The 25,971-nt window shown below is 41.1% G+C and carries 27 protein-coding genes; 13 read left to right on the forward strand and 14 right to left on the reverse strand.

All coding sequences use genetic code 11. The features are described 5' to 3' along the window. The first annotated feature begins 25 nt into the window (after nucleotides 1-25). Genes MURRU_RS04925 through MURRU_RS04935 form a run of 3 tightly spaced genes read left to right on the forward strand, consistent with a single transcriptional unit; the run spans nucleotide 26 to nucleotide 3,087 of the window. Nucleotides 26-1,681 carry a glycosyltransferase family 39 protein gene (locus tag MURRU_RS04925; RefSeq protein WP_014032324.1) on the forward strand — a complete coding sequence of 552 codons (1,656 nt, stop codon included), beginning with the start codon at nucleotides 26-28 and terminating at the stop codon, nucleotides 1,679-1,681. Beyond that, complete coding sequence (locus MURRU_RS04930) at nucleotides 1,681-2,337, forward strand: DUF4271 domain-containing protein (protein WP_014032325.1); 657 nt, start codon at nucleotides 1,681-1,683, stop codon at nucleotides 2,335-2,337. Before MURRU_RS04925 ends, MURRU_RS04930 begins: the two co-directional genes overlap by 1 nt. A gap of 6 nt (nucleotides 2,338-2,343) precedes the next feature. Then, nucleotides 2,344-3,087: a uroporphyrinogen-III synthase gene (locus MURRU_RS04935; protein ID WP_014032326.1), complete on the forward strand. Its 744-nt coding sequence runs from the start codon at nucleotides 2,344-2,346 to the stop codon at nucleotides 3,085-3,087. Nucleotides 3,088-3,155: 68 nt separating this feature from the next. Here the strand turns inward: MURRU_RS04935 and pckA are convergent, their stop codons facing one another. Together pckA and MURRU_RS04945 are read right to left on the reverse strand one after the other, a co-directional pair. Continuing rightward, complete coding sequence (gene pckA, locus MURRU_RS04940) at nucleotides 3,156-4,772, reverse strand: phosphoenolpyruvate carboxykinase (ATP) (RefSeq protein WP_014032327.1); 1,617 nt, start codon at nucleotides 4,770-4,772, stop codon at nucleotides 3,156-3,158. A 63-nt stretch (nucleotides 4,773-4,835) separates the two neighbouring features. Beyond that, complete coding sequence (locus MURRU_RS04945) at nucleotides 4,836-5,228, reverse strand: DUF423 domain-containing protein (RefSeq protein WP_014032328.1); 393 nt, start codon at nucleotides 5,226-5,228, stop codon at nucleotides 4,836-4,838. 79 nt (nucleotides 5,229-5,307) lie between these two features. On the opposite strand from MURRU_RS04945, the gene MURRU_RS04950 reads away from it, so the two are divergent. From MURRU_RS04950 to MURRU_RS04965, 4 genes are all read left to right on the forward strand, one after another. After that, nucleotides 5,308-6,681 (forward strand): saccharopine dehydrogenase family protein, encoded by a 1,374-nt coding sequence (locus MURRU_RS04950; protein WP_014032329.1) that lies wholly within the window; start codon nucleotides 5,308-5,310, stop codon nucleotides 6,679-6,681. A gap of 48 nt (nucleotides 6,682-6,729) precedes the next feature. Further along, nucleotides 6,730-7,200 (forward strand): Lrp/AsnC ligand binding domain-containing protein, encoded by a 471-nt coding sequence (locus MURRU_RS04955; protein WP_014032330.1) that lies wholly within the window; start codon nucleotides 6,730-6,732, stop codon nucleotides 7,198-7,200. A gap of 39 nt (nucleotides 7,201-7,239) precedes the next feature. Then, a complete protein-coding gene (locus tag MURRU_RS04960) occupies nucleotides 7,240-7,560 on the forward strand; it encodes a hypothetical protein (RefSeq protein WP_014032331.1) in 321 nt (106 codons plus the stop codon). 108 nt (nucleotides 7,561-7,668) lie between these two features. Further along, nucleotides 7,669-8,187: a ferritin gene (locus tag MURRU_RS04965; RefSeq protein WP_014032332.1), complete on the forward strand. Its 519-nt coding sequence runs from the start codon at nucleotides 7,669-7,671 to the stop codon at nucleotides 8,185-8,187. A 157-nt stretch (nucleotides 8,188-8,344) separates the two neighbouring features. On the opposite strand, the gene MURRU_RS04970 is transcribed toward MURRU_RS04965, so the two are convergent. The 5 genes from MURRU_RS04970 to MURRU_RS04990 form a co-directional block, all read right to left on the reverse strand. Further along, nucleotides 8,345-8,887, reverse strand: a complete 543-nt coding sequence (locus MURRU_RS04970) for a DinB family protein (protein ID WP_014032333.1) — start codon at nucleotides 8,885-8,887, stop codon at nucleotides 8,345-8,347. Nucleotides 8,888-8,896: 9 nt separating this feature from the next. Next, on the reverse strand, nucleotides 8,897-9,238 hold the full coding sequence (locus tag MURRU_RS04975) for a winged helix-turn-helix transcriptional regulator (RefSeq protein ID WP_014032334.1): 342 nt from the start codon (nucleotides 9,236-9,238) through the stop codon (nucleotides 8,897-8,899). Between the two features lie 129 nt (nucleotides 9,239-9,367). Next, entirely contained in the window at nucleotides 9,368-10,069 is a 702-nt protein-coding gene (locus MURRU_RS04980) for a zinc metallopeptidase (RefSeq protein ID WP_014032335.1), read from the reverse strand. A gap of 97 nt (nucleotides 10,070-10,166) precedes the next feature. Then, nucleotides 10,167-11,267 (reverse strand): alanine dehydrogenase, encoded by a 1,101-nt coding sequence (gene ald, locus MURRU_RS04985; RefSeq protein WP_014032336.1) that lies wholly within the window; start codon nucleotides 11,265-11,267, stop codon nucleotides 10,167-10,169. Between the two features lie 385 nt (nucleotides 11,268-11,652). Further along, nucleotides 11,653-14,712 carry a leucine--tRNA ligase gene (locus MURRU_RS04990; RefSeq protein ID WP_014032339.1) on the reverse strand — a complete coding sequence of 1,020 codons (3,060 nt, stop codon included), beginning with the start codon at nucleotides 14,710-14,712 and terminating at the stop codon, nucleotides 11,653-11,655. An 89-nt stretch (nucleotides 14,713-14,801) separates the two neighbouring features. Between MURRU_RS04990 and MURRU_RS04995 the strand changes: the two genes are divergently transcribed. Genes MURRU_RS04995 through MURRU_RS05015 form a run of 5 tightly spaced genes read left to right on the forward strand, consistent with a single transcriptional unit; the run spans nucleotide 14,802 to nucleotide 18,256 of the window. After that, nucleotides 14,802-15,680, forward strand: coding sequence for a cell division protein FtsX (locus tag MURRU_RS04995; protein ID WP_014032340.1), 879 nt, complete (start codon nucleotides 14,802-14,804; stop codon nucleotides 15,678-15,680). Nucleotides 15,681-15,689: 9 nt separating this feature from the next. Beyond that, the gene (locus MURRU_RS05000; RefSeq protein ID WP_014032341.1) at nucleotides 15,690-15,956 is read left to right on the forward strand and encodes a DUF3098 domain-containing protein; all 267 of its coding nucleotides are present in this window, start codon (nucleotides 15,690-15,692) and stop codon (nucleotides 15,954-15,956) included. Nucleotide 15,957: 1 nt separating this feature from the next. After that, nucleotides 15,958-16,752: an undecaprenyl-diphosphate phosphatase gene (locus MURRU_RS05005; protein WP_014032342.1), complete on the forward strand. Its 795-nt coding sequence runs from the start codon at nucleotides 15,958-15,960 to the stop codon at nucleotides 16,750-16,752. 31 nt (nucleotides 16,753-16,783) lie between these two features. After that, on the forward strand, nucleotides 16,784-17,488 hold the full coding sequence (gene truB / locus MURRU_RS05010; RefSeq protein WP_014032343.1) for a tRNA pseudouridine(55) synthase TruB: 705 nt from the start codon (nucleotides 16,784-16,786) through the stop codon (nucleotides 17,486-17,488). A 48-nt stretch (nucleotides 17,489-17,536) separates the two neighbouring features. After that, on the forward strand, nucleotides 17,537-18,256 hold the full coding sequence (locus MURRU_RS05015; RefSeq protein WP_014032344.1) for an energy transducer TonB family protein: 720 nt from the start codon (nucleotides 17,537-17,539) through the stop codon (nucleotides 18,254-18,256). Here the strand turns inward: MURRU_RS05015 and MURRU_RS05020 are convergent. The 5 genes from MURRU_RS05020 to MURRU_RS05040 form a co-directional block, all read right to left on the reverse strand. Beyond that, nucleotides 18,239-18,859 (reverse strand): thioredoxin family protein, encoded by a 621-nt coding sequence (locus tag MURRU_RS05020; RefSeq protein ID WP_041801801.1) that lies wholly within the window; start codon nucleotides 18,857-18,859, stop codon nucleotides 18,239-18,241. The two genes, MURRU_RS05015 and MURRU_RS05020, sit on opposite strands and share 18 nt — an antisense overlap. Before the next feature lie 83 nt (nucleotides 18,860-18,942). After that, complete coding sequence (locus MURRU_RS05025) at nucleotides 18,943-20,358, reverse strand: TolC family protein (RefSeq protein WP_014032346.1); 1,416 nt, start codon at nucleotides 20,356-20,358, stop codon at nucleotides 18,943-18,945. Continuing rightward, entirely contained in the window at nucleotides 20,342-21,697 is a 1,356-nt protein-coding gene (locus tag MURRU_RS05030; protein WP_014032347.1) for an HlyD family secretion protein, read from the reverse strand. The genes MURRU_RS05025 and MURRU_RS05030 overlap by 17 nt, the downstream gene beginning before the upstream one ends. Nucleotides 21,698-21,702: 5 nt before the next feature. Next, nucleotides 21,703-23,370 (reverse strand): peptidase domain-containing ABC transporter, encoded by a 1,668-nt coding sequence (locus tag MURRU_RS05035; RefSeq protein ID WP_014032348.1) that lies wholly within the window; start codon nucleotides 23,368-23,370, stop codon nucleotides 21,703-21,705. Continuing rightward, nucleotides 23,363-24,049, reverse strand: coding sequence for a TetR/AcrR family transcriptional regulator (locus MURRU_RS05040; protein WP_041801319.1), 687 nt, complete (start codon nucleotides 24,047-24,049; stop codon nucleotides 23,363-23,365). Before MURRU_RS05040 ends, MURRU_RS05035 begins: the two co-directional genes overlap by 8 nt. 119 nt (nucleotides 24,050-24,168) lie before the next feature. On the opposite strand from MURRU_RS05040, the gene MURRU_RS05045 reads away from it, so the two are divergent. Further along, nucleotides 24,169-24,732, forward strand: a complete 564-nt coding sequence (locus tag MURRU_RS05045) for a DNA-3-methyladenine glycosylase I (RefSeq protein ID WP_014032350.1) — start codon at nucleotides 24,169-24,171, stop codon at nucleotides 24,730-24,732. A 33-nt stretch (nucleotides 24,733-24,765) separates the two neighbouring features. Here MURRU_RS05045 and aat read toward each other — a convergent pair whose 3' ends face one another. Further along, a complete protein-coding gene (aat, locus tag MURRU_RS05050) occupies nucleotides 24,766-25,422 on the reverse strand; it encodes a leucyl/phenylalanyl-tRNA--protein transferase (RefSeq protein WP_014032351.1) in 657 nt (218 codons plus the stop codon). Nucleotides 25,423-25,510: 88 nt separating this feature from the next. Continuing rightward, nucleotides 25,511-25,888 (reverse strand): DUF3127 domain-containing protein, encoded by a 378-nt coding sequence (locus tag MURRU_RS05055; protein WP_014032352.1) that lies wholly within the window; start codon nucleotides 25,886-25,888, stop codon nucleotides 25,511-25,513. Between the last annotated feature and the right edge of the window lie 83 nt (nucleotides 25,889-25,971).

Here is a 25,971-nt window from a genome sequence, read left to right on the forward strand (position 1 = left end):
TTTGCGCTTTAAAAATCTCATTTTGATGACTCAAAAGTTTCCCAGGCTTTTTTTTATTCTCTTAGCGATTCTTTTTGCACTCAACCTTTTACAAGCATCCTTCACCGAGCTTATCTACGATGAAGCCTATTATTGGTACTATGCACAAAACATGGCCTGGGGGTATTTTGACCATCCGTCCATGGTTGCTTTTTTGATCAAGGTCAGTAGCTTATTTTTTGACGGTGAGCTTGGGGTAAGGTTTATGAGCTGTGTGTTATCCGCAGGAACATATATGCTACTTTGGTTATTGATTGATAATCCGAAGAAGAAGGATTATGTAACCCATTTTTTCCTTTTGGTGTTCTCTTTCACCTTGATGAATGCCTATGGTTTTTTGACCCTTCCGGATACGTCGCTTTTATTTTTTACAGCCCTATTTTTATGGTTATATAAACGCTTCTTGAAGGATGAAGGCATAGTGACCGCTATTTATTTGGGATTGGTAATGGCCGCTCTTATGTACAGCAAGTACCATGCGGTGTTGGTGATTTTGTTCGTATTTCTTTCCAACTATAAACTCATTTTCAACAAAAAAGCATGGTTAGCGGTGGTTTTGGCCTTGATTTGCTACATCCCACATTTTGTATGGCTCTATCAAAACGATTTTGTTTCGATAACCTTCCATTTATACGAACGCCCAAATCAAGCCTACCAATTCGATGAATTTACCTTGGGGTACTTCTTGAACATTGTTGCGATCATCGGTCTCTTGTTTTATTGGATTTACAGGGCACTTTTCAAGTTCAAGATAACGGACAAGTTTTCAAAAGCTTTGGTTTATCTGGTTTATGGGGTTTTGATTTTCTTTTTTATTTCTAGTTTTAACAGACGGGTACAGGCACAATGGGCCATTGTAATCTCAATTCCGCTTGCGATAATAGCTTTTAATCATCTTTTGGAGAATGCCAAGAGCAGAAAATGGATGTACCGAATCGGTATTGTAAGTTTGATTCTCTTAATGTATGCAAGGGCATGGATGATATATTACCCCTTGTTCCCCATGTATTTTGAAACCCATGGCAATAAGGAATGGACAAACGAGCTTAAAACAAAGTCTGGTGGTGTTCCCATTCTTTTTGAAAACTCCTATAGACGCTCCTCAATGTATGAGTTTTATTCGGGTGTCCCTGCCACATCATTGAACACTTATATGTATCGAAAAAACCAATATTCTATTGATGACTCCGAAGAACGAATGCGAGGCAAAAAAGTTATGTTTGTTTCCAAGTACAGAAAAAGCGGGGATATTTCCTATATGCATTTGGACAGCACAGTTTCCCATGGAATCTACATCAATGATTTTCAATCGTACCGTAAATTGGAATGTATTGTGGAAAAACCGGAAACTGGCATCAAATACTCCCTCAAAGTTTACAATCCATACCCGTTTGATGTACCCTTGGAGCAATTAAAATATACGATTTCGTATTCCAACAAACACAAACAGGTTAAACAAATGCGCTCCTTAAAGGTTAAAAACACCTCGCCCCAGCAAGCATTGTTAAAATCCAAGGATACGGTTTTTTATACGTTTGAACTGCCATTGACCACTATGGAAAATCCATCGTACTTCAGAATTGGAATTGCAGAAAACAATCTGCCTCCGGGACTTAACGGCAAACCCATTAAAATTGAATAATGAACCCGATTGAAAAAACAATCAGTTCCTTGGATTGGATGACCATCACATTGTTTGTAGGTCTAGTTGTTTTGGCCCTTGGCAAATATTTATTCCATAAAAAGTTTCTGAACTTTATCATTCTCCCTTTTAACGATAAGTACATTCTGCTTCACAATAAAAAAGGGCAGTTTTCGCACTGGTTCCACCTCCTTCTCACCTTGTTTCAACTTATCAATCTCTCTTTATTTATTTTTCTTGTTCTTAAAGGTTTTGACCTGATATCTTATGGAAAAACAGTCATTGTCTATTTAATAATCCTAGGTTTTTTGGCATTGTTTGAACTGGTAAAGTTTTCCCTTCAAATGTTTGTAGGACTCGTTTTTAATAATTTAAACCTTGTTGGCAGTCTTATTTTCAGTAAAATATCTTACCTCAATTACAGCAGTATAATAATCTCCATTGCCAACATTTTGTTGATATACATTGCAACAAACTCAAAAACAACAATATACGTGACTTTAACGCTGATTATTCTAATAAATGGTATTGGTATGGCCAAGCTGTTGAAGAACCATCAAAAAGCACTGTTCCCGTATTTTATGTATTTTATTTTGTACCTTTGCGCACTCGAAATTGCGCCCTTGGTGTTAATTGGAAGCTATTTAAAAGGTTGAAAACTTATGAAAGTAAAAACAATTTTGGTTTCCCAACCAGAACCCAAAGTCGAAAACTCCCCCTATTCGCGATTAATTGAAAAGGAGAAGGTTAAAGTAGATTTTAGACCTTTCATACATGTTGAAGGTGTAGAAGCCAAAAATGTGAGACAGCAGAAAATCGACTTGAACAATTTTACGGCGATTATCCTGACGAGCAGAAACTCTGTGGATCACTTTTTCAGAATTGCCGATGAAATGCGCTTCAAAGTTCCAGATTCCATGAAATATTTTTGTCAGTCAGAGGCAGTAGCCTACTATTTGCAAAAATATGTGGTGTACAGAAAAAGGAAGATCTATGTTGGGAAGAGAACTTTTAACGAGTTGACTCCCTTGATCAAGAAATACAAGGACGAAAAGTTCCTGTTACCATCTTCCGATTCCCTAAAACCCAGTGTTCCTGAGCTATTGGACGAGGTTGGCGTGAATTGGACTCGTGGCATCTTCTACAAAACGGTAATAAGCGACCTTTCGGATCTAAGGAATGTATACTATGACATTTTGGTTTTCTTTAGCCCTTCAGGTATTGAATCCTTGATGAAGAACTTCCCGGATTTTGAACAAAACGATACTAGGATTGCCGTTTTTGGCAACAGTACGGTTAAAGCAGCTACAACGGCTGGGCTACGAATAGATATTCAGGCACCGACGCCCGAAACTCCATCCATGACCATGGCTTTACAGAAATACATTACCAGCGTTAATAAATAAAAATGAACTGGTTTAAAATAAAAAACGCCCCCGGAAAAAGCTGGGGGCGTTTTTATTTTTGAACTGATTTAGAAAGCGTACCGTTGTGGGCCTCCCCTTCGGATTTCCTCACTGGCATGCTCCTCAAACTTTTTAAAGTTCTCCCTAAAGGCATTGGTGAGCTTAAAGGCCGTTCTGTAATAGGCCTCGTCATCGTTCCAAGTGGCCCTTGGGCTGAGTACCTTAGTGGGCACCCCTGGGCACTCCCTTGGCTGCGCCACCCCAAATACGGAGTGGATATGGTACTTCTCATAATTGTAGAGTCCAAGTTCGCCGCTCAGCGCGGCACTGATCATCGCCCGTGTGTATTTCAGCTTCATCCTAGTGCCTACACCGTAGGGCCCGCCGGTCCATCCGGTGTTCACCAACCAAACGTCCACGCCCGACTCCTTCATCTTTTTGCTCAGCATCTCGGCATATTTGGCCGGGTGCAAGGGCATAAAGGGTGCGCCAAAGCAAGCTGAGAACGATGGCTGTGGCTCCACCACGCCCGCTTCCGTGCCGGCCACCTTGGCCGTGTAGCCCGAGATAAAGTGGTAGGCCGCCTGTGCCGGGGTCAGTTTGGAGATAGGGGGCAGCACCCCAAAGGCGTCTGCGGTGAGGAAGAAAATATTCTTTACGTTTTTCCCTATTGATGGCTGCTGGATGTTCTCGATATGGTGGATGGGATAGCTCACCCTGGTGTTCTGGGTAATGGAGGTGTCCGAAAAGTCCACGATTCCGTTGTCGTCCATGACCACATTCTCCAAAATCGCCCCCTTTTTGATGGCTCCGTAGATCTCCGGTTCCTTGTCCTTGGATAGGTCGATCACCTTGGCATAACAGCCCCCTTCAAAATTGAACACGGTATTGTCGGGCGTCCAACCGTGCTCATCGTCACCGATCAGTCTTCGGTTCGGGTCGGTGGACAGGGTGGTCTTTCCCGTTCCCGATAGGCCAAAGAAAATAGCGGTATCGCCCGATTCCCCAACGTTGGCCGAGCAGTGCATGGGCAGTGTGTTCTTGTAAACGGGCAGGATAAAGTTAAGTGCCGAGAATATTCCCTTTTTGATCTCCCCCGTATAGCCCGTTCCCCCGATAAGGGCGATCTTTCTGCCGAAGTTAAGGATGGCGAAATTATGCTGTCGTGTACCGTCCACTTTGGGGTCCGCCATAAAGCCGGGGGCATTGACGACCGTCCATTCCGGGTCAAATTCCTCCAGCTCCTCTTCCGTAGGACGAAGGAACATATTGTAGGCAAACATATTGGACCATGGGTATTCGTTGATTACCCTAATATTCAGTTTATAATCCGGGTCGGCACAGGCATACGAGTCCCTAACATACAATTCCTTTTTGTTGAGATAGGCAATGACCTTGTCATAAAGTGCGTCAAACTTATCACTCTCGAAAGGGATATTGATATTCCCCCACCACACCTTGTCCTTGGTCATGTCATCCTTTACGATAAAGCGGTCCATGGGCGATCTTCCTGTAAATTCCCCAGTGTTCACGGCCAAGGTCCCGGAAGAAGCCTCTTTGCCCATCCCCTTTTCAATGGTAATGTGGTGGAGCTCCTCGGGGGAAAGTTGGTAGTTTACATTATCATGGTTAATTCCGTATGACTTTAACGAAATCGTTTTCGTGGCTGAGGCAGAATCCTTCATAGTTTAGCTTTTATGTTGGTACAAAACTAGAAAATATTAACTTTTTGTCCTTTTAATTCTTGCTTAATCGAGTACTTTTTGGGTTAAAATGTTATATCCTAAGTAAAACCACCCAGAAATCATCAAAACACCCCCGATTGGTGTTAAAAATCCGATAATTTTAAAATCAAAAGCGGTTAAGCTGTTCAATGCCAATAAATAAATAGAAAAAGAGAACAGAATCACACCCAAAAGCACAAGAACAAAAACAATCTTTTTGGGCTTTAAGGCCAACCCGCTCCATATCCCTAAAAAAAGAAGAAACAGCGCATGGTACATTTGATATGTAACACCGGTTTCAAAAGTGGCAACGGCTTCTGCATCGACTAATTTCTCCAATCCATGGGCTCCAAAAGCCCCTAAAACAATCGCCAACAGCCCCATGATTGTACCAACCAATAAAATTGTTCTGTTCATAACTTTAACATGCTATTTTTTTATAAATATAACATTTTAATACCTTAGTGTCCAGTTAAATCAAAAGTAAACAAAACACATGGTCCGTACTATTTTAGTTGTTGGAGCAGGTAAATCAACCTCATACCTTCTAGATTATTTCCTTAAAAAATCAAACCAAGAAAAGATTCATCTCAAGATTGGAGACCTTCATCCAGAAAATATCCCAGATAAATTCGCAAAACACCCAAATTGTACAGTCTTTCCTTTGGATATATTTAACGAGGAGGATAGAAAAAAAGCTGTTGCCGAGGCATCCATTGTTGTGTCTATGCTCCCAGCTCGAATGCACATAAATGTTGCCCATGATTGTATTGAATTTGAAAAGCATTTTATTACTGCTTCTTATGTAAGTAATGAGCTAAGGGCCTTGGATGAAGAAGCGAAGAAAAAAGGCCTTGTATTTATGAATGAAATTGGCCTAGACCCTGGAATTGACCACATGAGTGCCATGGAAGTTATTGACCGGATTCGGGATGCCGGTGGTAAAATGTTGCTATTTGAATCTTTTGCCGGAGGTTTGGTAGCTCCGGAAAGCGATACCAATCTTTGGAACTATAAATTTACTTGGAACCCAAGAAATGTAGTACTTGCAGGCCAAGGGGGCGTAGCCAAATTTATACAGGAAGGCACGTACAAATACATCCCATATCAAAAGCTTTTTAGAAGAACCGAGTTTATGGATATTGAAGGATATGGCACCTTTGAGGCTTATGCCAACCGGGATTCCTTAAAGTACCGCGAAGCTTATGGGCTAGAGAATGCTTTGACCCTGTTCCGAGGAACCATGAGGCGAGTTGGTTTTTCCAAGGCATGGCAAATGTTCGTGATTTTAGGCATGACGGACGACAGCTACACCATTGAAAATTCCGAAGGAATGTCGTACCGAGAATTCGTCAATCTATTTTTGCCCTATTCGCCTACCGATTCGGTGGAACTAAAAATGCGGCACTACCTTAAAATTGACCAGGACGATATTATGTGGGGAAAGTTACTGGAATTGGACATATTCAATCCTTCCAAGAAGATACCCCTAAAAAACGCCACTCCCGCCCAAATGCTCCAATATATTCTAGAAGATACTTGGACACTCAAGGAGGATGAAAAAGACATGATTGTGATGTACCACAAGTTTGGTTACGAATTAAACGGCGAAAAGAAACAAATCGATGCCAATGTGGTGGTAATCGGTGAAAACCGGACATACACGGCCATGTCTAAAACTGTGGGGCTTCCCGTAGCCATGGCCACACTACAAATATTGAACGGCAAGATTAAAACCCCCGGAGTACAAATCCCGATCAACAAGGAAGTGTACAAGCCCATCCTTTCTGAGCTTCATAAGCACGGAATCCAGTTCAAAGAATATGAAAAACCTTATTTAGGCTATAATCCGGATTCGGTGGCCAGTTAGTTTTTGTTAGATTTTCAATACCTTTAACTTCAAATTAAAATCATTGTTGTGAAAAACAATAACAATTCAGTTAAAATTGACGGTATTGATAAAAAAATCCTAAGATACCTGATGGAGGATGCGCGTAAACCTATCCTCGAAATTGCTAGAAACATAGGAATTTCTGGTGCGGCCATCCACCAAAGGTTACGTAAACTGGAAAGCTCCGGTCTTATAGCGGGCTCCAAGTTTGTTATCAATCCAAAGATACTGGGCTATTCCACCATGGCCTATATTGGAATTTATCTGGACAAGGCCATGGCAAACCCCAGAGCGGTTAGGCAATTAGAAGAAATCCCAGAAGTTCTGGAATGCCATTACACCACCGGAAATTGGTCCATACTTATAAAAGTGCTCTGTAGGGACAACGAACACTTAATGCAGGTGCTCAACAAAAAAATACAGCAAATAGAAGGTGTTTCACGTACCGAGACCTTTATTTCTCTAAACCAGCAAATTAATCGCCAAATACAGATCTGATATTTGTATTGAATCTAAATAAATATTACATTTGCCCCCATGAATGTAATATTCCAGTCTACATATTACACCTTGTACCAAGCTGCCAACGAACGCTGCTATTATATAGATTTCGGGCAGAAATTGGTCCGCATGTCGTTATGCCAGCTACTTTCACTTCGCCATAAAGTGAACACTATTGCTATTGAGAACCATTTTGACAGTGATTTGAACGCCCACGGATTTGAGGTTCTAATGCTATGCAACAAAGAGCATCTTTTTATCCTCAATACCTTGGAGGTACTTGACCTTAAAAATCTTGTGGAGCACAGTTTTATGGCCATTGGTCTTTCTACTGGAAGAGAAGTACACACCTACTAACACCACTATTTTTATCCAGTCTTAGTTGTCTTTTAAATAAGCTGGTTAACTGTTACAAACAGATTAAATTCAGTAACTTTATAGTGCATTCACGCTAGAATTTACATTATGAAAGATATTGCAAGACAAAGTATGAGCATAAAAGTGGAATCCATGGATATGCTCAACGCCCAAATAAAAATGGAAGCCCACGCTTCAGCCACCTATTTGGCCATGGCCTCATGGTGCGAACAGAACGGTTTTTTTACCAGCGCCAAGTTTTTCTTTAAACAGGCCGAAGAAGAGCGCGAGCACATGATGAAGATTTTCAACTTTTTGGTTGATACGGGAGGTAACCCAATTTCTCCCGAGATAACAAACATCAATCACGACTATTCTTCCATTGTTGATGTTTTTGAATCTACCTTGGAACACGAGGTCAAAGTGACCAAGTCCATTCACAATATTGTGAATAAATCCCGTGAAATAGGAGATATTGCCACCGAACGTTTCTTGGACTGGTTTGTAATGGAACAAATTGAAGAAGAAAATACCATCAGAGACATTCTTGATATGATCGAGATTACAGGTACTGAAGGTGTAGGTCTCCAAATGATCGATAACCAAGTAGCCAATTGGATTGATTAAACCATCAATATTAGATATAAAAAAGAGGCCGTCTAAAAAGTATTGAAATGCGTCATTCTGAATTTATTTCAGAATCTCATCATACTGATAAACAAATCGCTACGAGAATCTGAATCAAGTTCAGGTTGACGAAATCGACATTTTAGACAGCCTCTTCTTATTTTACATATCGTTCTTTGATGATATTGAAATGACGAAGTTCATGCCCGGCTATATGATAGGCCAATCCCCTAACAGTTCTTTTGTTTATGATGCTCCCATCATAATCTATTCCTTTACCACTACGCTCAAAACTTTCTTCCGGTAAATATTTAAAAAGGGCAATTGTTGATTTTCTCACAAATTCATATTCTTCAAAAATACTCTCCAAACTCCGTTCGTTCGCCCCTGAAAATTTAGCGTATTTGTCTTGGTCAAAACCATGGAGCGGAGTATTGTCTTTACGGGCATACCTCAAAGCCCGATAAGCAAAAATACGCTCATCATCAATAAGGTGCACCAAGATTTCTTTTATGGTCCACTTATCTTTTGCATACCTATATTTTAGTTTCTCCTCAGGAAGTGAGTAAACAAATTCCCTAATTTTTAGAAAGTTTGACCAAAGATGTTCCAAAACCTTACCATCATCTCCCATTAGGTCCATATAAATATGGGAATATGCGGGATACTCCCCAACTATGGGTTTTTGTATATGTCTCATAAAATCATTTTATGCATTATCTTCTCCAAAACTTTGTGCCCATCTATGTCGGGCCCAAGAGCCCATAGGTTCCAGAAGTCCAAACAATTCCTTGCCATATTCGGTAAGGGCATAGCCTTCCAAAGTCTTTTCAATGAGGTTACTATCTTTTAATTCTTTAAGTCTTGTGTTAAGTGTGGTAGGGGAAATGGATTCACAATAGAGCTGTAAACCTCTAAAAGTAGATGGGCCACTGTACAAATGCCAGATAATGCCCATCGCCCAACTTCTGCCCAATAGATCAAGCAAGGCCATTATTGGTTGTCCCGTTTTTGATCCACGAACTGGAATTCCAGGTTTAGGAGTTCTCATTTGCTACTATTTTAATAGCAAAACTACAAAAATTGTAGCATCTAAAAAATAAATACAATCTTATGACCTAGACTAAACAAAAAAGCCTGTTTGAATATTCAAACAGGCTTTTTTGTTTTTACCCTAACCTCAATCCCTTCCACCAAAAACTTGAAGTGCCCAATAAAGCAAAGAGGCCAAAGCACCCAGTGCTGCCACCAAATAGGTTCTTGCCGCCCATTTAAGCGCATCTTCCGCACCTGAGTATTCTTCTTGACTTACCATATTCTTCTGCTTTAACCAAACCAATGCCCTTTTGCTGGCATCGTACTCCACTGGTAGGGTTATAAAACTGAACAAGGTAGCAAACCCCATCATAATTAATCCGGCAACTGCAATATAAAAACCTATACCGCCAGCAACACCCGTTGCAGCCATAAGTATAATACCCCCAAACACCACCCAAGTGGACATTCCAGAGGTAACACTTACCACAGGGACCAATTTGGAGCGCATGGTCAACCACTCATAAGCCTGCGCATGTTGCACAGCGTGTCCGCATTCGTGGGCAGCCACCGCAGCCGCAGAAGCGTTACGTTGGTTGTACACACTTTCACTAAGGTTAACGGTTTTGTTTTTGGGATTATAGTGGTCCGTTAGCATTCCTGGCGTGGAAATTACCTTTACATCCCGAATTCCATGGTCGTCCAGCATTTTCTGGGCTATTTCAGCACCACTCATCCCATTCCGTAAATGGACCTGTGAATATTTTTTGAACTTACTCTTCAATTTATTGCTCACCAGCCAGCTGACCAGGGCAATTCCACCAATCAATATATAATATGTCATCATAGCTTTAAATCTTTTATTTGAATATAAATATACCATATAAAAGCAAAAACCCCGCCAAATAATGGCAGGGCTCTTTTACTGTCAAAATGTTAGTTACTTAAACCAACACTGGTTCTAGTTGAAAGGTTTCGGCTATTTCTTTATAAACTATCTCGCCTTCAACTACATTTAATCCTTTTTCCAAAGATCTATCCAACTTACAGGCACTTCGCCATCCCATATTGGCCAATTTTAGCACATAGGGCAGTGTTACATTCGTCAAGGCAACAGTGGAAGTATAAGGCACTGCCCCTGGCATATTGGCTACACAATAATGGACCACATCGTCAATAATATAAATGGGGTCCTCATGGGTCGTTGGTTTGGTGGTTTCCACACATCCGCCTTGATCTACCGCCACATCAACTATAACGGTTCCTGGATGCATGTCCTTAAGCATATCCCTAGTGATCAGGTTAGGGGCTTTTGCTCCTTTTAAAAGGACACCACCGATAATTAAATCGTTTGTTTTTATATGGTTTCTGATATTGAACTCGTTTGAAAAACCGGTCACCACATGGCTCGGCATTATATCGTTCACATATCTGAGACGTTTCATGTTCACATCCAAAATGGTTACATGGGCACCCAAACCTGCTGCCATTTTAGCAGCCTGAACACCTACGGTACCAGCTCCCAGTACCAAAACGCGACCTGGAGATACTCCGGGAACCCCTCCCAAAAGCACTCCTTTACCTTTCACAGGTTTCTCTAAGTATTTGGCTCCTTGTTGAATGGCCATTCTACCGGCAACTTCGGACATTGGGGTTAGTAGAGGTAAGGTTCCATCTTCATCCTCTACGGTTTCGTATGCAATACAAATGGCTTTGCTCTTGATCATAGCTTTGGTCAACGCTTCGCTAGATGCAAAATGAAAATAAGTAAAGACGATTTGCCCTTCCTGAATTAAGTCATATTCCTCAGCAATAGGCTCTTTTACCTTTACGATCATATCGCTCATAGCATACACCTGACCAATAGTGTCCAAAATAGTAGCTCCTGCCTGTTGGTAATCATGATTAAAAAAACCACTTCCCTCACCTGCACCCGATTGCACATATACGGTGTGATCGTTCTTTACCAATTCAAATACACCGGCAGGCGTCATGCCGACCCGGCTTTCGTTGTTTTTGATTTCTTTGGGTATCCCAACAGTCATAATGTTGTTTTTAATGGTTGATGGGATCAAAGTTGAACAAAAAAATTAGATTAAAACACAAAAACTCGATAAAAAACAGGGGTAAAAGGTTTAAATAGTTGTTTTTTAACATTTATACCCTTATAAAATAGAGGTATAATTAATTTTAAATCATTTTTTAAACAAATACCCTTAATTTTTTAAGGGTATGTGTACTTAATAATAAAAAAGCATGCCGAGCGGCATGCTTTTTAGGGGTACTTCTATAAAATCTTTATTTATCTCTTTGTAAAACAAAACTTTCGTCAACCTGAACTTGTTTCAGGTTCTCATAAAACCAATCATTAATCTTATGAGATTCCGAAACTAGTTCGGAATGACACATAAACTCAAATAACTTTTTAAACTATCCTACGATATTCACAATCTTTCCCGGCACCACAATTACCTTTTTAGGCGTTCTTCCGTCTAACTGGGCCTGTGTTTTTTCGTGTGCCAAAACAGCGGCTTCGATTTCATCCTTGCCCATATCCAACGGCAACTCCAATTTGAAGCGCATTTTACCGTTAAAGGATATTGGATATTCCTTGCTGCTTTCAACCAAATATTTTTCCTCAAACTTTGGGAAAGGTGCTTCGGCAATGGAACCTGTATGGCCCAAACGCTGCCAAAGCTCTTCGGCAATATGTGGCGCATACGGCGACACCAAAATCGCCAAGGGTTCCAAAATAGCTTTGCTAGTGCATTTTTGGGATGTCAATTCGTTGACACAGATCATAAAGGTGGAAACAGAAGTGTTGAACGAGAAATTCTCGATGTCCTCTTCCACTTTTTTGATAGTCTTGTGCAAGGTTTTTAAATTATCCGCGGTGGGTTCCACACCCCCCTCGCCCCTCTCAAGGGGGGGATAGAGCTTCCAAAGTTTTTTAAGGAAGGAATGCACGCCCGTAATGCCTGCCGTGTTCCAAGGCTTTGATTGCTCCAGGGGCCCCAAGAACATTTCGTACAAACGCAACGAATCTGCCCCGTACTCCTCACAAATAGCATCAGGATTGACAACATTGTATTTGGATTTGGACATTTTTTCTATTTCTCGAGAAACTTTAAATGTTCCATCATCTTCGCCAACAAACACCATTTCTTCAAATTCTTTATTCAAAGGATGATTTCTGAAAGCCTCAACATCTATCTCATCAGATGAGTTGACCAAACCAACATCAACTCTAACTAGATTCAATTTGAAATCCACATCAATTTGATTGGACTCAGGAAATCTCTCAGAAACCAATTTCTGAACAGAACTAACCTTATTCTTATATATACCCAAACTTTCAGCATTCTCAACCTTTGATTCTGAAATGAAAAGCACGTTCTTCATTATTAATTTAGAACAAAACTCTTTGATGTCATCTGAATCATAAACTCCAATATCACTTTGATTAATTTGAAGCATCGCTCGGCAAATAAAAGCACTCGTCCCCGTAATCATCCCTTGGTTGATCAACTTTTGGGCAAATTCATCTTTGGGGACATAGCCCATATCAAACATAAACTTTTGCCAAAAACGGGAATACAACAAGTGGCCCGTAGCGTGTTCACTACCTCCGATATACAAGTCCACATCTTGCCAATAGTTAATGGCTTCGGGAGAGAAAATGGCTTCATCGTTGCGTGGATCCATATACCTATTAAAGTATTGGGAGCTTCCTGCCCAACCTGGCATGGTGTTCAACTCCAAGGGGAAAACTGTTTGCTCCCCCTCTCGGTCTCCCCCAGAGGGTGAGAGGTTTTCATTACTTACCACTTTATTCTGTACCGTGTCCCAAGCCCACTCGGTGGCATTTCCCAATGGCGGTTCGCCCGTTTCGGTGGGAAGGTATTTTTCTACTTCGGGCAATTGCAAGGGCAAATGCTCCATATCGATCATTTGCGGCATACCATCCACATAATACACGGGGAACGGCTCACCCCAATACCGCTGCCGGCTAAATACGGCATCGCGCAAGCGGTAATTCACTTTTCCTTTGCCATGTCCGATTCTTTCCAATTCGGAAATCGCCTTTTTCATCGCCTCTTTATAAGGTAGACCGTCTAGAAAATCGGAATTGGCAATAACCGTGGTTTCCTTGTCGGCAAATGCTTCTTTGGAAATATCGACCCCTTCAAAAATGTTGGGGATGTCTATATTGTAATGTTTGGCAAAATCGTAATCGCGTTGGTCACCACAAGGCACGGCCATTACCGCTCCTGTTCCGTAACTGGCCAACACGTAGTCGCCAATCCAAATTGGGATAGGCTCTTTGGTGAACGGATGCTCTGCATACGCTCCTGTAAACACCCCCGAAATGGTTTTTACATCCGCCATACGGTCTCGCTCGGAACGTTTTGCCGTAGCTTCTACATAGGCCTCTACTTCCGCTTTTTGTTCTGGGGTAGTGATTTTGGCCACCAACTCGTGCTCTGGGGCCAAGGTCATAAAACTCACCCCAAAAATAGTATCGGGGCGGGTGGTGAAGACTTCTATTTGATATGGGTGATTGAGCGGAGTCGAAATCACCTCTTGGTCGCTTCGACTACGCTCAGCGTCCAATACATTAAAAGTAACCGAGGCTCCAACAGACCGCCCAATCCAGTTGGTTTGGGAATCTTTTAGCGGTTGAGGCCAATCAATTTTGTCCAAACCGTCCAACAAACGCTGGGCATAAGCGGTGATGCGCATACTCCATTGCGTCATTTTTTTACGCACCACGGGGTGACCTCCCCGTTCGGAAACACCGTTCACAATTTCATCGTTGGCCAAAACGGTTCCCAAAGCGGGACACCAGTTTACTTCGGTATCGGCCAAATAGGTCAATCTATATTTTAAAAGGATTTCTTGCTTTTCCTTATCGGAGTAGCCATTCCAAGTTGCGGCATCAAAACTTGGAGTATCATCATCACAAGTTGCTTCGACATTGGTATTTCCTTCTTTTTCAAAAATGGAGACCAATGTGGAGATATTTTCTGCCTTATCAGATTTCTTATTGTACCACGCATTGAACAATTGGATAAAGATCCATTGCGTCCATTTATAATATTGTGGGTTGGAGGTACGCACTTCGCGGCTCCAATCAAAAGAAAAACCGAGCTGATCTAACTGCTCACGGTATCTGTTGATGTTATTTTCCGTAGTGATAGCAGGGTGCTGACCCGTTTGAATCGCATATTGCTCTGCAGGCAACCCAAAGGAATCGTAACCCATGGGATGCAGTACATTGAATCCCTTATGTCTTTTGTAACGCGAATAGATGTCCGTGGCAATATACCCCAGCGGGTGCCCTACGTGCAATCCTGCCCCAGAAGGGTAAGGGAACATCGACAATGCATAAAATTTAGGTTTGTCGGAATCGTTGGATGCCTTAAAAGTTTCATTTTCTGCCCAATACTTCTGCCATTTGGCCTCAATCTCGCGGAAATCGTAATTCATTGTTAATCTTGTTCAATTTCGTGTGCAAAAATAGGTTTAATCCCCTAAATACAATTTACTTTTCTATTTTTACGTACTGATTCTACTATATGAGCCAATATATTGAACGATATCAGCGACGAAAACTGATTTCCTCTTACTTTTCCGTGGCTTTGAGCATTGCCCTGGTCCTGTTTCTTTTAGGTGTTTTGGGCCTTTTGGTGCTCAATACCAAAAAATTGGCGGATCACTTTAAGGAGCAAATCACCATTTCGGTGTTTTTGAAGGACAACGCCAAACCTGTGGAAATAGATCAGTTGCAGAAAAGCTTGATGCTTGCCGAATACACCAAATCAGCTGAATACATTTCCAAAGAAGATGCCGCGGAACAATATAGCGAGGATATTGGTGAAAATTTTGAGGAGTTCTTGGGCTACAATCCCCTAAAAAATTCCATTGACGTCAACCTTAAGGCAGATTTTGTATCGCCTCAACAGATTGATGAGATTGCCAAGGAACTCGTGGCCAAAGCCTATGTGGACGAAGTAAGCTACGACAAGCCCTTGATTTCGCTGCTCAACAACAACGCACGGAAAATAAGTCTGTGGATCTTGATTGCGAGTGCGGTTTTTACGATCATTGCCGTTTTGTTGATCAACAGCTCCATTCGATTGTCCATTTATTCCAAACGTTTTATCATTAAAACCATGCAAATGGTGGGAGCCACCAAAACGTTTATTCGAAGACCTTTTATCTGGACAAACATTAAATTGGGTATGGTCGGAGCCGTTGTGGCCTTGGTTGGACTAGGGGTCTTGGTGTACTATATTGACAAGAACTTCCCGGAGTTAAATCTTTTACAAGATTATATTGTTCTCATTATTTTGTTCGTTGGTGTATTTGGTTTGGGCGTTATTATTTCATGGGCGAGCACCCATTTTGCAACCCAACGCTTTTTAAACCTGAGGACGGACGATCTTTATTATTAACTTTGCGACATGAGCAAAAAAAACAACAACGGTAAAAAACCACCTAAAGAGTTTGTTTTCCAAAAGAAAAACTACCTCTTCCTTTTTATAGGTCTTGCCTTTATAGCCCTTGGATATATTTTGATGAGCGGCGGCGGAAGCGACGACCCAGAAGTTTTCAATCCCGAGATATACAATTTTAGAAGAATTCGCCTTGCGCCAACATTGATTCTTATCGGCCTTGGTATTCAGGTATATGCCATTTTATTGAATCCTAACAAGAAAAACAAGGAGTAATTTGGAATTAATTGATGCTATAATTCTTGGGATAATTCAAGGATTGACCGAATTTTTACCTGTTTCCTCCAGCGGTCATTTAGAATTGGGAAAAGCCATTTTGGGGGCGCAGGCCGTTCCCGAAGAAAGCCTTTTGTTTACCGTGGTCTTGCATTTTGCCACAGCATTGAGCACCTTGGTAGTGTTCCGAAAGGATGTTTTTGATATTTTTAAAGGGCTATTTCAATTCAAATGGAATGAAGAAACCCAATTTTCATTAAAAATTATCATATCCATGATTCCCGCCGCTTTGGTCGGCCTTTTTTTGAATGATTTTATTGAAGTATTTTTTGATGGTGCCATTGTCATCGTTGGCATTATGTTGGTAATTACGGCATTTTTGCTGTATTTGGCAGATTTGGCCAAAACCACCGATAAAAACGTTTCATTCCGAAGTTCCTTTGCGATTGGTATGGCACAGGCCGTAGCTATTCTCCCAGGAATTTCCCGAAGTGGAGCAACTATCTCGGCAGCCGTTCTTTTGGGTGTAGATAAAACCAAGTCAGCACGTTTTTCCTTTTTGATGGTAGTTCCGTTGATCTTGGGAAAAGTAGCCAAAGATTTGATGGGTGGTGAAATCGCCTTTCACGGTGACCAAGCCATTGCCATGGGCGCAGGTTTTGTTGCCGCCTTTATTGCAGGTCTTGCCGCTTGTACTTGGATGATCAAATTGGTACGCCAAAGCAAGCTTACCTATTTTGCTATTTACTGTTTAATCGTTGGCCTCATAGCCATCGCATGGAGCATTTGGGGATAGATCAGTATATTTGCTGCAAAACCCCAAGTTTTTGAACACCAAAGAAGATTTTTTAAACGGTCAGATTCTTTTGATCGATAAACCATTGGAATGGACCTCTTTCCAAGCGGTAAATGCCTTAAAATGGGCCATTCGTAAAAAGTTTGGCCTTAAAAAGATAAAAATTGGCCATGCAGGTACATTGGATCCTTTGGCCACAGGGCTGCTGATTATCTGTACGGGGAAATTCACCAAAAAAATTCCAGAGCTTCAAGGACAAGTAAAAGAATATACGGGCACTTTCACTTTGGGGGCCACCACCCCCTCTTACGATTTGGAGACAGAAGTCAACCAAACGTTTCCAACAGGGCATATCACGGATGCATCCATCAAAGAAGCCACCAAAAAATTTTTGGGCGAGATTGAGCAGGTGCCTCCTATTTTTTCAGCATTAAAAAAAGATGGTAAACGATTGTACGAGCTTGCTCGTGAAGGAAAAAAAGTAGAAATAAAATCACGAAAAATAGAAATCCTTGAATTTAAAATTACCCGAATTACCCTTCCTGAAGTGGACTTTAAAGTAGTTTGCAGTAAAGGAACCTACATTCGTTCCTTGGCTCACGATTTTGGCGAAGCATTGGGTTCTGGAGCTTACCTATCCGAGCTCAGAAGAACCAAAATAGGGGATTTCAACGTAAATAATGCTACAACACCCCTTGTTTTCAAAGAAAATTTGGGGGTAGGTACCTCGACCTAAACGGGTTGTGATAAAATAATTTTGCAAAAAAGCGGTTATAGTTAAACCATGAACTTAAATAGGCGTCAATTATCTCTTTTGATTACTTTTTTCTCTATGTCCATAGTGATTTTATTGCTTTTCAATATTCACTTGGGAGGCATAAAGGAAGATGAGTACGTTATTGAAATGAGCTTGGCCGATGAGGATATTGAAGAACTTCTTAAAGAGGAAGAAGAACGATTGGAAGAAATGGCCGCCAACAACGACCCCATTAAAAGCCACATGGCCGTAAATGAAACCGCCAAACCTAGTGTTGGGAACCCAGAACCTTTAAAAACCTTGGAAGAGCTTATGGAGGAACGAGCTCTCAACAGTGAAACAGGGGAATATGCCGATAACTCAGGTTTTGAGGAACAATTAAAACAGTTAAAGGCCCAGCGGGACGAGAAAAAAGAAAAATTGGGCGAACGTGATGCCCAAAAAGAGGAATTCACCAATTACTTAAAGGATAGGCGCACTTCTATCTCCTACTCCTTGGTCGAGCGAAATGCTTATTATCTTCCACCTCCCATTTACACCTGTATTGAAGGTGGTAAAGTGGTTGTAAACATTACCGTGGATAATAACGGTTATGTCACGGAAGCCAGCTTCAACGATAAAAGTTCGGGAACCAGCAATGGTTGTTTAGTGGATAATGCCATCGCCTATGCCCTTAAGGCCCGTTTTAGCCCGGATTCCAAGAATTCTCAGATCGGCACAATTACTTACCTATTCCAAAGCAAGTAATTCCAAGACGTCTTCTAAGATATTTTGGCCTTTGTTTTTGTTATACCAAACCTGAAGCTCTTGTTTGAACTCATCTGTCAATTTGCCGTGTTCCCTTTTACATTCCTCCACCATTTGAGTGGCAATGCTAGGTCTTGGGCCCCATTCCCCAATAATTTCATTATTGGCTTTGTCCAAAACAATTAGTTTGGGTATGGAGCGGGCATCATTGGTCAAAAAAGCGTCCATTAAATCGAGACTTTCATCACGTAAAACCACTTTTAAGGTAATGTTGGGGCTTGTTTCGGCTATTTTATGGATTATGGGCAAACTTGCTGCCGCATCCCCGCACCAGCTCTCGGTCAGTACTAAAAACACCAGTTCTTTGTCTAAGACTTTCAGTTTTTGCTGAATGTCTTCGGAAATCTTAAAGGTTTTTTCCCAACGGGCCATTCTGCGGTCGCCCAGCTTGGTATAGTTGATCATAGCTTCGGATTGGTTTGGACCTGTGGACTTCTCCATTTTTGCCAGTTGACCCACCAATTCACGGTATCTTGGGTAATCCATTCCCTTTGAAATGTATTTCTGGACTACTTCCAATCTATTTCTCTCCAATACTTCCATATAAAAAATGTTTTTGCAAAAGTACAATGGGCAGTTGGCCCATTTGGTGACTTTTATCATTGGTTGTTTTTACAACCTAATTCTTACAAGCTTTTTGGGTTAATGGCCAAACTCCTGAACAGCATGGCCTTGGCGTAAAAATATTTGTTCTGCATCTCGTTTCGCTTCAAGTAAGCATCAATGAGTTTGCTTTCCCTGGAATTGATCAAGAACAGGGAGCTTTCACCAAAACTGAATTTTCGTTCCTCTGCATTTAACAAGGTTGAATAATCGTTTACAATATCTGCAATCAACTGGTTTTGTTGGGTATACGAGTCCAGTTCGTTATAAATGGCGATTACCTTGTTCTGTATTTCTACTTGGGCATTGTCTCTTTCGTATTCGGCATCCCTAAGTTTAAATTTGGCCAGTTTTAGGTCTCCGCGCTCTTTCCGCAGAAAAATGGGCATCTGAAAACTTAACCCAGCCTTATAGTTCTCGGTAACAAAGGAATTCATCAACTCGGGGGTTTCTGTTATAAAATTGTATTCTGCCTTTAGTTTTGGCAATAATTTATTCGATTTTAAACGCTTGTCCACCGTCAAGCCTTCAATTTTATAGTCCAAAGACATTAGTTTGGGATGTGTTTCCAGATTAAAGCTATCCAATGGCACACCTTCTATTTCCAAGGTTGAATTGATGTCCATTTCTGGTTCCAAGTTTGGTCTTATACCCACTTGAAGCTCTACCGGCACGTCCTCAATCCATAAAAAATTGCCCAGCTCCAACGATTTTTTCATCAATTTGACCTTGGCCTGCTGATAGCCCAAGTCTCTGTTCCGAACGGCGATTTTAGCCTCTACTGTATCAATCATGGCAATATCTCCAGCCAAGGCACTCTCTTTGATACCTTGAAAACGCACTTCGGCATTCTCCAAAAAATTTTTGTATACCTCAGCATCTCTATAGGCTTGCAACCAATCAAAGTAGGCGAGTGAAGCATCGTACAAAACCTTGTTCACCTGTAAATCTTGTTCTGCTTTGGACTGTTCCCTGAAAAATTTGGCTTTTCTGAGGGTGGCCATACGTTCGTTTATCCAAAACCCCTGCAACACGGACATGGACACTCCTGCACTGTACAGACCATCTTCGGGCAAGGTTTCATCAGGATTTAGATAATATCCTTCATTCTGCTGAAAATTTCCCTTAAGCTCAATACCAAACCAGGTTGGGATTTTAAAAGTGGTATTCAACCGGTCCCAATATTCGGTTCCCTTAAACTCCTTTCTATCAAAATCCACCTCTACCTTGGGATCAAAACCTCCTCTGGCTTTCATTAGGTTAGCCTGCCCAATAGCAATGTTCAATTGGGCCTGTTTGGCAATGGGATGGTATTTTTTTACATAGCCCAAGTACTCCTTAAACCCAAGCACCAAGGAATCTTGCTGAGCGTAAAAAATGCTTACAGTAAAGAAAAAGAGGGTGCAAAATAAAAGTAATCTTCTATTTCTTTTTGGCATCTGTACTTGTATTTTGGGGTTGATAATAATTTGGTGGGAAGCCATTGAGCTGTCTCCACAGTTCATACCAAATAGGAACATCTTCCAATAGGGCCATGGTACTGGCCCCAGAACCTACACGAATATCTTTTGGCCAAGGAGCCTCTTCCTCGTCCGGGGCCAAAAGCACTCTATACTTACCGTTTGGACTGATAAAGTTCTCAATAGCGACCACCTTACCTCCAAAGGTTCCGTAGGAAACGTTGGGCCAACCACTGAATACTATGGCGGGCCAACCATCAAACTGGATACGCACCTTTTCGTCCACATGGATCAACGGAAGATCTATGGGGTCAACAAAAGTTTCTACGGCGATATCGTAATCCGAAGGCATTATCCCGACCAATTGCGCCCCTTCTTTAAAAGTCTCCCCAATACCGGATTGTATGGCTTTGGTGATATAGCCATTTTGAGGCGCTTTGATATAGAGCATTTTGTTCCTCATTTCATAATTGGTGTACTGGTTCTCTAGTTTGGTGACCTGTGCTTCCGAATCAAATTGGTTGGATTGTGCCGTATAGAGATCACTCTGCGCTTTGGAAATTTTGTCGGAGTACTCTGCCCTTACCCTATTTATTTCCACCTGTGCATTGATCACATTGTTTTTACTGGCCAACAATTTGTTTTCTTGGCTTATAAGTTTGGCCTGCGTCTCTTGCAGTTTCAATCGCTTTTCTTCTACATCGGTAACCGCTTTTAACCCTTCTTCCTGTAACTTTTCGGTACGGTCGTACTGGCGTTGGGCTATTAAAATATTGGTCTTGGCCGCTTCAAGGTCAATGCTGTCGCTTTCCACTTTCAATTTGGACTGCATTAGTTTGTTTCTGGTCTGTTCCAGTTTTAAGCCGAGTTCTTGATTAAGGGCTCTGATCTGTTGGTTCAAGGCTTTTACCTTTTCTTGGTAAGAGGACACGGACATGGTTTTCGCCTTGATCTGTTGCCCGGTACGCTCCACTAGGTCGGGGTCGAAATACTCACTTTTTATCTCTGATATGAACAGGATCGTATCTCCCTTTTCAACATAATCCCCCTCCCTAACATACCACTTTTCAATGCGTCCGGGAATCGGAGATTGAATGGTTTGTGGTCTTTGGTCCGGGGTTAACGTTGTTAGGTATCCCCTACCAGAAATATTCTGGGTCCACGGTAGGAACATCATCAAAAGCACTATAATGGAAAAGGATGCCAAAAAGCGATTGAATTGCTTGTAGTGCCTTTTATGAAAGACTTTTTTACCTGCCTTATAGCCGGTAAGGTCTACTTTCTCGTTCAATTTATTATTTGAAGAAATGTTCAGCATGAACTCTATTTTACGTTGATCAATCTACCTTTATCCATTCGAATCACCTGATTGCAGCGACTTGCCCATTTTGGGTTTTCACTGACTATGACCAAGGCCCACCCATTGGCAGAGTCGGCTAAAAAGTCCATCATCCTTTCCGTATCCTCTTCATTATATTGCTCCAAAGGGTCTTTTAAAATCATTAGCTTAGGTCTGGTTACAATGCTTCTGGCCAAAACAATTTTTCTGGAAATAAAATCAGGGATCTTTTTCCCTTCAGGATATAAAATGGTTTTAAGTCCATGCGGCTGCTCTTTTACAAACTGTGTAAGACTTACTTTTTCGAGCGCCCAATACACATCTTCCATGGGAATATCCTTATTACCGAATGTAATATTATCCAATAGGGTTCCTTCAAATGGATATTCCTCGTTTAGGGAATGACCTAAATAGGAGCGGTATTGGCTTAATTTTATTCCTTGGATCGCCACATTGTTCACATATATTTTTCCTTCATCCGGCTCTAGTATGCCAGCTATCATTCTTAGCAAGGTGGATCTTCCCGATCCGCTCTTTCCTTGTATCAATAATTTGGTATCGGGCCGGACGGTGAGCGATAAATGGTCTATTATCTTTTTGTCCATCCCTGGAACCTTGTAAACAATATCTTCAAGCTCTACTGTTAAGCCTTCATTATCTTTAAATGGTGTTTCTCCATTTTGGGGCTCTATTTCTTTATCCACGACCTGTCCCATTTTTTCCAAAGAGGTCAATAGGTCGTAAAACGTTTCAAGGCCCAAGATCATTTTCTCAACAGAACTGATTACCAATAAAATAATGATTTCCGCCGCTACAAACTGACCTATGTTCATCTGCTGATCCAAAACCAACAACCCGCCAATCAACAATAAGCCTGCTGTTACCAAGACCTTAAAGCCTATCATTTGAATAAACTGCAAGACCAATACTCTAAAATGGCTTTCCCTTGCCTCTAAGTACTCCTCGACCAAGGTGTCGTTTTTGTCCAACGCATGAGAGGTTTTTCCCGAAAGCTTGAAACTGACAATGGAACGGGCAATTTCTTGTACCCAATGTGCTACCTTATATTTGATCTTGGACTCTTCCAAACTTGTGTCCAACCCCCTTTGTGCCGTAAACTTGAACACAATGTAGATGAGCAAAAGGAGCAATAAACCATAAATGATAAAGAAAGGATGGTAGAAAGAGAGCAGCAACAACCCAAATATTATCTGCAACAATGCCGCTGGAAAATCAATAAGTATTTTGGACAGCGATTTTTGTACCGTAAGTGTATCAAAAAAACGATTGGCAAGCTCTGGTGGGTAATAATATCGGAGTTCGCTCATTTTTATTTTTGGAAAACGGTAAGCAAACTCAAATGAAGACCTTGTAAAGATTTTTTGCTGAAGGTTTTCAATAATCCGTATCTGCATTAACTGAAGCATCCCCACAAACGCAACCCCAAGGGTAACCAATACCACAAGCACGATCCAAGATGTACTCACCCTGGCTCCCTGTATAAGATTGATTATGGCCTGTATACCCAAGGGGAGAGATAGGTTGACCAAACCCGCAAAAATAGCGTAGTAAAATATTTGAAAAATGTCCTTTTTGTCCAAGGTAAGCAGCCCCATTAATCGCTGCCAAGCTGTGAGTATTTGTTTAGCCATTTACTTTTTGATTTAGTGTCCGGAATATGAGGTCCGTAAAAAAGTCCGTAGGGGTAATTTTTTTGTTACAGTTTGTAAGCGTCGGAAAATGTGCCTTTAAAAAATACTGATGAAGCGAACCTTCCAGAACGGTACTGGCCAAACTTACGGGATATCCGTAATTTTCATCCACGGCCGAAATCATGTCGCTCAAGCGGTTTACCAATCTTTTACAAATAATGAAATAACCATCCTTGCTCTCATTGTTTATTTCTTTAACCAAATAGGATTTGGAATATTCATTGATAATAAGCCGGTTCAGTGCTACTTCGTTCACATGTGTGATTGAACTATCCTCCTCAACATTTTGGGTGAGCACCTCTATCGCCTTTTCCAATTTCTTGACCGGGTCGGAAATACCGTTTGTGGCAAAGACCATGCGATATTCTACCCACCCCCAATACCAAGTGGCCAAATAGAGCAACAGTTTGTGCTTGTTCTCAAAATAGCGGTAAATGGAACTTTCGTTGGAACTGATCTTTACACCCAATTTTTTGAACGTAAAGTTTTCAAACCCCATTTCATCAATCATCAAAATACTCTGTTCAACAATATTCTTGCCCAAAGTTGAAGATTCAGGATCCTTTATATAAAGCTTTTCATTGACCCCAATTTTAAGAGACTGCATCAATAACTCCATTACATCACTTTTAAAATATAGTCTCGCAAATATAAAAGTATTACTATCAATGTATAGCACTTTAACTTTCAATTAACTCTTGTGTTTTTCTCTTATTTTTGATGGGAAAACAAATGGAAATGCAAAAACATAGATGCGGATGGTGCCTTGGAGACCCTTTGTATGAAGCCTACCATGATACGGAATGGGGCGTTCCCGTGAAGGACGATGCCACATTGTTCGAATTTTTGATTTTGGAGACGTTTCAGGCGGGATTGAGCTGGATTACCGTATTACGAAAGCGTGAAAATTTCAGAAAAGCTTTTGATTATTTTGACTACAAGAAAATTGCTAGCTATGATCAAGGCAAAATTGATGAACTACTACAAGACCCCGGAATCATCAGAAATAAACTGAAGGTGAACGCCACCGTTTCCAACGCAAATGCTTTTATGGAAATTCAAGAGGAGTTTGGTAGTTTTAGCAAATACATTTGGGGCTTTGTGGAGAACAAACCCATTAAAAATAAGCTGCAAAATTACAAAAATGCTCCTGCAACCACCTCACTTTCAGATACCATCAGCAAAGATTTAAAAAAAAGAGGGTTCAAATTTGTAGGGAGTACCGTTATTTATGCCCACATGCAGGCCACTGGCATGGTAAACGACCACGAAGTAAATTGTTTTAGGTACCATGAAGTGTAACTATATCTTCCAATAATGCTAGGCATTGTGCAATTACCCCCGTAAAATCTCCACAAACTCTTTTCTGGGAATCAATTCAGCGCCCAAACTTTCCAAATGATTGGTATGCACTTGACAATCGATAAGCTCATATCCCTTTTTATCCAGTTCCTTCGCCATTTTTATGAATGCAAACTTGGAGGCATTCGGTCTAAAACTGAACATACTTTCCCCACAGAACACATGGCCTAGATCAACACCGTACAAACCACCCACAAGCTCATCGCCTTCCCAAACCTCAAAAGATTTGGCATGCCCTTTTTTGTATAAATTCATGTAGGCTGTTTTCATTTCGGGGGTTATCCATGTACCGTCTTGTCCTTTTCGTTCAATTTTGGCGCAATGGTCAATCACCTGCTCAAAACAAGTGTTCTGGGTAAGGGCAAACGCTCCATCACGAATTATTTTCCGCATACTTTTGGACACTTTTACCTTATTGGGAAAAAGAACCATACGCGGGTCGGGGGTCCACCAAAGAATCAAGGAATCATCATTGAACCAGGGGAAAATTCCGTTTTTGTAGGCCAATAACAATCTTTCTGGAGACAAATCACCTCCAACGGCAAGCAACCCATCTTCACTGGCAGTATCAACAGGAGGAAACTCCAATCTTTTGCTCAAAAAATGTAATGGGGTATTTTCCAAGGTCAATTTTTTCTAAAAATACAAATAGGTCCAAAAACAAGAAAATCCGAACCAAGAGGTCCGGATTTTTATTGTAAAATATCTCTCTCTTCTATTAAAAAGGAAGGTCATCATGGTCTTCCTCATTCAGGTCATCTGCTGGTTCAAAAGCTTCCATCGGCGGAACGGGAGGCATGTTATCCGTACTTTGCTCTTGTTGCAGGTTTTCAATTCTCCACCCTTGAATAGAGTTAAAATATTTGGTTTCCCCTTGTGGGTTCACCCACTCTCTTCCTCTTAGGTTTATACTGATTTTTACCATTTGACCAACGCTGTAGCTGTTTAGCAAATCGCACTTATCTTGAACAAATTCCACCAATATGTGTTGTGGATATTGTTCCTCAGTTGTTACGACTACCTCTCTTTTTCTGAAACCGTTGTTGCCGTATGTCTTGGTCTCATCTATCATTTTGATTCTTCCCTGAACTTCCATGCAATGTTAATTTTTGTTGAAAATCCAAAAGTACATAAAATGAATTCCATGGGCAGACGTTATTTCAACTAACTATCAACATG

Source organism: Allomuricauda ruestringensis DSM 13258, assembly GCF_000224085.1.
Lineage (GTDB): Bacteria > Bacteroidota > Bacteroidia > Flavobacteriales > Flavobacteriaceae > Flagellimonas > Flagellimonas ruestringensis.

Coding starts and splice junctions, on each gene's coding strand:
- MURRU_RS04925 (WP_014032324.1), top strand. CDS start 26: ATGACTCAAAAGTTTCCCAGGCTTTTTTTTATTCTCTTAGCGATTCTT.
- MURRU_RS04930 (WP_014032325.1), top strand. CDS start 1,681: ATGAACCCGATTGAAAAAACAATCAGTTCCTTGGATTGGATGACCATC.
- MURRU_RS04935 (WP_014032326.1), top strand. CDS start 2,344: ATGAAAGTAAAAACAATTTTGGTTTCCCAACCAGAACCCAAAGTCGAA.
- pckA (WP_014032327.1), bottom strand. CDS start 4,772: ATGAAGGATTCTGCCTCAGCCACGAAAACGATTTCGTTAAAGTCATAC.
- MURRU_RS04945 (WP_014032328.1), bottom strand. CDS start 5,228: ATGAACAGAACAATTTTATTGGTTGGTACAATCATGGGGCTGTTGGCG.
- MURRU_RS04950 (WP_014032329.1), top strand. CDS start 5,308: ATGGTCCGTACTATTTTAGTTGTTGGAGCAGGTAAATCAACCTCATAC.
- MURRU_RS04960 (WP_014032331.1), top strand. CDS start 7,240: ATGAATGTAATATTCCAGTCTACATATTACACCTTGTACCAAGCTGCC.
- MURRU_RS04965 (WP_014032332.1), top strand. CDS start 7,669: ATGAAAGATATTGCAAGACAAAGTATGAGCATAAAAGTGGAATCCATG.
- MURRU_RS04970 (WP_014032333.1), bottom strand. CDS start 8,887: ATGAGACATATACAAAAACCCATAGTTGGGGAGTATCCCGCATATTCC.
- MURRU_RS04975 (WP_014032334.1), bottom strand. CDS start 9,238: ATGAGAACTCCTAAACCTGGAATTCCAGTTCGTGGATCAAAAACGGGA.
- MURRU_RS04980 (WP_014032335.1), bottom strand. CDS start 10,069: ATGATGACATATTATATATTGATTGGTGGAATTGCCCTGGTCAGCTGG.
- ald (WP_014032336.1), bottom strand. CDS start 11,267: ATGACTGTTGGGATACCCAAAGAAATCAAAAACAACGAAAGCCGGGTC.
- MURRU_RS04990 (WP_014032339.1), bottom strand. CDS start 14,712: ATGAATTACGATTTCCGCGAGATTGAGGCCAAATGGCAGAAGTATTGG.
- MURRU_RS04995 (WP_014032340.1), top strand. CDS start 14,802: ATGAGCCAATATATTGAACGATATCAGCGACGAAAACTGATTTCCTCT.
- MURRU_RS05000 (WP_014032341.1), top strand. CDS start 15,690: ATGAGCAAAAAAAACAACAACGGTAAAAAACCACCTAAAGAGTTTGTT.
- MURRU_RS05015 (WP_014032344.1), top strand. CDS start 17,537: ATGAACTTAAATAGGCGTCAATTATCTCTTTTGATTACTTTTTTCTCT.
- MURRU_RS05020 (WP_041801801.1), bottom strand. CDS start 18,859: ATGGAAGTATTGGAGAGAAATAGATTGGAAGTAGTCCAGAAATACATT.
- MURRU_RS05025 (WP_014032346.1), bottom strand. CDS start 20,358: ATGCCAAAAAGAAATAGAAGATTACTTTTATTTTGCACCCTCTTTTTC.
- MURRU_RS05030 (WP_014032347.1), bottom strand. CDS start 21,697: ATGCTGAACATTTCTTCAAATAATAAATTGAACGAGAAAGTAGACCTT.
- MURRU_RS05035 (WP_014032348.1), bottom strand. CDS start 23,370: ATGGCTAAACAAATACTCACAGCTTGGCAGCGATTAATGGGGCTGCTT.
- MURRU_RS05040 (WP_041801319.1), bottom strand. CDS start 24,049: ATGGAGTTATTGATGCAGTCTCTTAAAATTGGGGTCAATGAAAAGCTT.
- MURRU_RS05045 (WP_014032350.1), top strand. CDS start 24,169: ATGCAAAAACATAGATGCGGATGGTGCCTTGGAGACCCTTTGTATGAA.
- MURRU_RS05055 (WP_014032352.1), bottom strand. CDS start 25,888: ATGGAAGTTCAGGGAAGAATCAAAATGATAGATGAGACCAAGACATAC.